Origin of the sequence: Corynebacterium sp. HMSC068G04, from assembly GCF_001814885.1 — a bacterium.
GTDB classification, from domain to species: Bacteria; Actinomycetota; Actinomycetes; order Mycobacteriales; family Mycobacteriaceae; genus Corynebacterium; species Corynebacterium hiratae.
In genome coordinates, this window is record NZ_KV818323.1 from 1 (window position 1) to 6,178 (window position 6,178).

Sequence of the window (6,178 nt, forward strand, 5' to 3'; positions counted from 1 at the left end):
GTTACTCCGGGTGAGGATGTTGATGGTCCGATCAAGGTAGTTGTTGAGGATCCGGATCTGCCGAATGGTAAGACTGAGATCGAGGTTCCGGTTAACGGCCACGAGAAGGATCGTGACGATAACGGCTCTGACAAGGAGCCGGGTGACAACCCGACCGAGGTTGATGATTCCAATGTGAAGCCTGTTGATCCGACTGATGAGGAGCAGGACACTGGCATTGTTGTCACCAACCCGGATGAGGACACCAAGGTCACCGCTGAGGATGAGGATGGCAATGACGTCCCGGTCAAGATTGACGAGGACGGTAAGGTCATCGTTACTCCGGGTGAGGATGTTGATGGTCCGATTGATGTGACCATTGAGGATCCGGATCTGCCGGATGGCAAGGTCGAGGTTGAGGTTCCGGTTAACGGCCACGAGAAGGACAAGGACGACAACGGCAACGGCACGCCGTCCGATGAGTCCGATAAGACTACGGTTGATGATTCCAATGTGAAGCCTGTTGATCCGACTGATGAGGAGCAGGACACTGGCATTGTTGTCACCAACCCGGATGAGGACACCAAGGTCACCGCTGAGGATGAGGATGGCAATGACGTCCCGGTCAAGATTGACGAGGACGGTAAGGTCATCGTTACTCCGGGTGAGGATGTTGATGGTCCGATCAAGGTAGTTGTTGAGGATCCGGATCTGCCGAATGGTAAGACTGAGATCGAGGTTCCGGTTAACGGCCACGAGAAGGACCGCGACGACAACGGCTCCGACAAGAAGCCGCACAACCCTGGTATCCCGGGCGGTCCATCCTGGCCGATTGATCCGAACAAGCCGGGTGAGGATGAGAAGCCGGGCGATGAGGACAAGGTAACCAACCCGACCATCAACCCTGTTACCGAGGGTGACAAGGAAATCTCCGGTACCGGCAAGCCTGGTACTGACATCACTGTGGTTATTACCGACAAGGACGGTAATAAGACCGAGAAGACTGTCAAGGTCGGTGATGATGGTAAGTGGAAGGTCGTTGTTGACAAGGACCTGAAGGCTGGTGACAAGATCACCGCTACCGATTCTGACGGGAAGAAGGCTGAGGCTACTGTGAAGGCCAAGCCGTCCAAGCCGGGTACGCCGGATGGTTCCGCGGATTGGACTGGTTCTTCCAACCTGTCTGAGCGTTGCATCAACACCGGTTTGGGTATTGGTATCCCGCTGCTGTTCCTGATTCCGGTTGGTCTGGCTTCCCAGATGAACATTCCGGGTCTGTCGGAGTTTGTTGCTCCGATTAACAAGCAGATTCAGGATCTGAATACCCGTCTGCAGCAGCAGGCTGGTCTGTTCAACGGCCCGTTGGCTGACCAGGTCAATGGAATCAATGCTCAGCTGAAGCGCTTCGGTGCTGATTACCAGCAGGCTGCTGGTGCTGTGGCTCTGATTGCTGCTGGTGCTTTGGCTATCGGCCTGTTGGCTGATGCTTGTGCACCGGGTGCTGGCGAGGGTTCCTCCAAGTAAGAGGAAGGCCGCGATAACCGAGGGCCAGTCGGCCCCCGTGGCCGGCTGACACGCTAGAAGGTCAGTCTGTAGCACCAGGCCCCCTTTCCCACTGTTTCCCTGCGGTGGGTAAAGGGGGCTTTGGTGATCCTGCACCCCGGGCCCGGAGCCCGGGGGCACTGTGTTGTCGTGTGGTGCGGTGAGTTTGGGTGGTTGTGGGGAACAGGGGGACGTCGCCAAGCAGCGCGGCGTCAAATGTGTGCGATAATTCGAGAATGACTACCGTAGGCGACATCGCAGGCCAGATCGGAACCCCCTTAACAGGAAGCGCCACTAAGGTGCTGCTCCTCGGGGCGGGCGAGCTGGGCAAGCAGTTGGTAATAGCCTTTCAGAATTTGGGGCTCGAGGTTCACGCCGTGGACCGCTACGCAGGAGCACCCGCGCAGCAGCTTGCGCACTTTAGCTACATCGCAGACATTAGGGACCCATACAAGGTGTGGGAGCTTACTGAGCGAATCAAGCCGGACTATGTGGTCCCGGAGGTGGAGACTGTCGCGGTGGAGGCGCTCAAGCGCATTGAGGAAGAAGTAGGCGCTACGGTTGTGCCGACGGCACGGGCTTGTGAGCTTACGCAGTCCCGTGAGAGCGTGCGTGAGGTAGCTGAGAGCATCGGCTTGCCCGTCACTGCCTATCGCTTTGCTGAGTCCGCTGAGGAGTTGCAGGAGGCAGTGGGGGAGTTGGGGCTGCCGTGCATCGTGAAGCCGGACATTACGACCTCAGGGAAGGGGCACATCCTTCTTAAGGAAGAAGAGGACGTGGAGGAGGCCTGGGCCATGGTGCGCCACGTGTCCTCGGAGTATAAGCGCGTCGTGGTGGAACGCTTCGTCGACTTTGACTATGAGGTCACGCTGCTTGCTGTGCGCTCCATTGACCCGGCTACGGGCAAGATGGCCACGTGGTTCAGTGAGCCCATTGGCCACCGCCACGAGAAGGGGGATCTGGTGGAGTCCTGGCAGCCGATGGCGATGAGTGAAGACGCCCTAGCGAACGCACGCTCCGTTGCGGCGCGCATCTCCAACGAATTGGGCGGGCGCGGTGTTTATGGCGTTGAGCTCTTCGTAGCGGGTGATGAGGTGTACTTCTCCTCTGTCTCGCCGCGTCCTTTGGATACCGCAATGCTGACTGGATACACACAGCGCTTCTCTGAGTTTGAACTCCATGTCCGCGCAATGTTGGGCTTCCCGATCGATGTGACGTTGGTCAGCCCCGGTGCGGCAGTCATTCTGCACGCGGACGCTGAGCTTGATGATGTCTCCTACTCCGGCCTCGATGCTGCCATGGCTTATGAGGAGACGGACGTGCGTCTGTTTGGTAAGCCGTGGGCGTATGCAGGGCGCCGAATGGGGATGGTGGCTACGACTGCTGAGGATGTTGAGACAGCCCGCGACAGGGCGGCACTCGCGGCGGCGAAGATTACTGTGGAGTCGGGCTCGTCTTCAGGGGGAGACCAGGTGGATGCACAGCCAGTGACGGCTGCTGGCTCGCCGGTCTCCGACATCGAGGTTATTGAGGTCCCTGAGCCGGTCGTCGACGTTGATCCGAAGCTCACGCGTTCCGCGGATGATTAATGAGGGCTCGGCGAGCCATAAAACTGATTAATGGGGGTAGTGGTCTAAGCCCCGTGGGATGAGGTTTCTAATGGGGAATGACGGCCGTGCTTTGTGCACGGCCGTTTCGCGTGTCTGCGAGGTGTAGCGGTAAGGGTGCTAAGTGCTCGCGAGTACGAGCCTTCGCGGGCCTTGGGGTGCTACTAGGTCGCGGGGGATCGTAGGTATCGCAGGTGCTTACAAGGGGATTAGGCCAGCGGGGGCGCGCACAGTGCTGTTGCGCTGGCGGAAGGTTTCCTTGCGCAATCCGGGTGGGAAAAAACTGATATGCAAACTTAGTAAATCTTAGATTGAGTATTATAAGAAATACTTAGAAGTTGACGATGTGAAGGAAAAATAGAACAAGTGGGCGGTAGATAGGAGCTGCCTGACTTGAAAACGGTCTAGTGCAGCATAAATACGCTCCAACTTGGGTATAGGCGAAATTTATAGAGCAATGAGATACCTTGCAGCTTCCTGTGTCGAATGATAGTCTCCTGAGTGGACTATAAGAGTTCGTGAGATTCGTGAGAAGAATCGCCGGTAAAGGTGTAAAAACCTACGTCCCGATTTCAGATTGGTTCAGTGGTCTAAGGCTGCTGTGCAGAAAACTTGTAGACATTCACATCATTCGAAGAGGAAACGATGAGTAGATTAAGGAATATCTCCAGAGAGGGGTGGATGGTCTTTACTGCTGTGCTTACAGCAATTGCAGTAATTGCAGCCATGGTTACCGTTCCCTGGGCGAAGGCCGGCGCGGCCGAGCCGACTGATTTCGTGCCTAACACCACCTTGGGCGCTGAAAATGCGAAAATTGGCGGAGATCATAGCTGGGGCCAGCTTGTGTGGGCTGGTGTTCCGCCAGAAGGTGCGAGAAACCCTCACAAGAACAACGATGTCGGATGGGGCTGGTGTATTGATTACACTGTTGCCGATCCCATGCTCAAGAAGGGCAGCTACAAGAAGTCCACAGCAGGTGCGATTCGCTTTGATGACCCGAAGTTCCAGAATGCGGCAATCGGCATTGCAATGAAGCTGCGTGATGCTACGGCGGCTGGCGATAAGAAACTTGCTAACCGTTACAGCGTTTACTTGGCAGCGCTCGTCTCTGATGCGTCGGGTAGGGCTGCCGCGATTAAGTTTATTCACGCAAACGACGGCGGAAATGTCTCTGGTCTGGCACGTCCGCTCCACGGGTTCGACGGCAATTCGGAGGATTTCACGGCGAACACGGGGCTGCGCATTCTAAAGGACAATGCCCAAACGCTCGACCAGCAGTTTGAAGCCGATCCGTCGGTTACTATCCCTGAGCAGCCGGCGGATGCCTTCATCACTGTGGTTGGCCCTAACGGCATAACCACTCATAACAGTGGTGGGGGACAGCGTGTGGTTCCGATTGACCAGCCTGGTCTGCCGGATGATGGCGGCGAGAATCCGGGTAAGGATGAGGAGAGCAACCCGAATCCGAAGCCGACTCCGTCGGAAAGCACTGAGACTGAGCCGTCCACGACCGATGAGCAGACCACCGAGGAGACCACTTCTGAGGAAACCACGTCTGAGAGCTCTGAGGCTGAGACGACTTCTGAGGAGCCGACCACGGAGGAGACGACCGAACCGTCTGAGCCGTCGACGACCGATGAGCAGACCACGGAGGAAACCACCTCTGAGGAAACGCCATCTGAGAGCACCGACGAGTCGACGACCGAGGAAACTGAGGAGCCGACTCCGACCCCGACCACTGACGTAGTTCCGGAGCCGACCCCGACGACTTCTCAGCAGGAGAAGCCGCGCAAGCCGGAGATCAAGACCCAGGCCAAGTTTGATGGTGACAAGCAGCAAGTTGTTGCTGGCGCAACCGTCATTGACACGGTTCACTACGAGGACTTGGTTCCTGGTAAGAAGTACACCCTGAAGGCCGAACTTCGTAACAAGGCTGCTGACGCTAATGGCGAGCACGCTGTCGTTGGTACCGGCTCGCAGGAATTCACTGCGGAAGCTGAGTCCGGCGACGTTGCGGTAAAGATTAACGTCGATAAGCAGCTCGAGTCCCCGATCGCTGCTGCCGTTGCTTTCGAGAAGCTCTTCTCTTCCGAGGTAGACAAGGATGGCAACGACATCTCCGGCTCCCATGAGGAGAAGGAGATTGCCACTCACGAGGACATCAACGACGAAGCACAGACCGTTATCACTGTCTGGAACCCTGAAATCGGTACGACGGCCAAGTTTAAGGACGGCAACCGCGTTGTTGAGGGCGCCACGGTTATCGACACCGTGACGTATAAGGACCTTGTTCCGGGTAAGAACTACACCCTGAAGGCAAAACTGATCTCCAAGGAAGACGGCACTACCGTTCTGGGTGAGGCTACCCACACCTTCACTGCGGAGAACTCTGCTGGCTCTGAGGACGTTGAGATCGTCGTCAACGACAAGGCCAAGGACGGCGTTACCGCTGCAGTTGCTTTTGAGAAGCTCTTCTCTTCCGAGGTAGACGAGGACGGCAACGATATCTCCGGCTCCACCGAGGAGAAGGAGATTGCTAAGCATGAGGATATCAACGACGAGGCACAGACTGTGACCTCTGAGCTGAACCCGTCGATTAAGACCAAGGCTGAATTCGATAATGCTAAGCAGGTTGCTGCCGGCGTCGTAGTTAAGGACACTGTTTCTTACACCGACCTAGTTCCGGGTAAGGAATACACTCTTAAGGCAGAGCTGCGTAACAAGGCTCTCAACGAGAACGGTGAGCATGCTGTTATCGGTCGTGGTGACCTGACCTTCACTCCGAAGAGCTCTGTAGGTGAGGTCGTTGTTGACATCAAGGTCAATGAGGACCTTGAGGGTGTAGTCAAGACTGCGGTTGCATTCGAGAAGCTGTACTCCAAGCAGGTTGATGAAACCGGTAAGGATGCTCCGAAGAACGAGGGTGACGGAAATGAGATCACCACGCACGAGAACATCAACGACGAAGATCAGACTGTGACCTCTGAGGAGGAGCCGTCTGAGTCGACGACCCCGGAGAACCCGGGTGAGGAGACCACTCCGAACCAGCC

3 protein-coding genes are annotated in these 6,178 nt (G+C 56.4%); all 3 read left to right on the forward strand.

Features of this window, described 5'->3' with window-relative positions:
• Nucleotides 1-1,503, forward strand: a 1,503-nt coding sequence (locus HMPREF2993_RS13610) for an Ig-like domain-containing protein (protein WP_210401553.1), incomplete at its 5' end; no start/stop codon positions are given.
• A 254-nt stretch (nt 1,504-1,757) separates the two neighbouring features.
• Nucleotides 1,758-3,110 (forward strand): formate-dependent phosphoribosylglycinamide formyltransferase, encoded by a 1,353-nt coding sequence (gene purT, locus HMPREF2993_RS06120; RefSeq protein ID WP_070701531.1) that lies wholly within the window; start codon nt 1,758-1,760, stop codon nt 3,108-3,110.
• 714 nt (nt 3,111-3,824) lie between these two features.
• Nucleotides 3,825-6,178, forward strand: a 2,354-nt coding sequence (locus HMPREF2993_RS13615; RefSeq protein WP_198531375.1) for a VaFE repeat-containing surface-anchored protein, incomplete at its 3' end; no start/stop codon positions are given.

Coding starts and splice junctions, on each gene's coding strand:
- purT (WP_070701531.1), top strand. CDS start 1,758: ATGACTACCGTAGGCGACATCGCAGGCCAGATCGGAACCCCCTTAACA.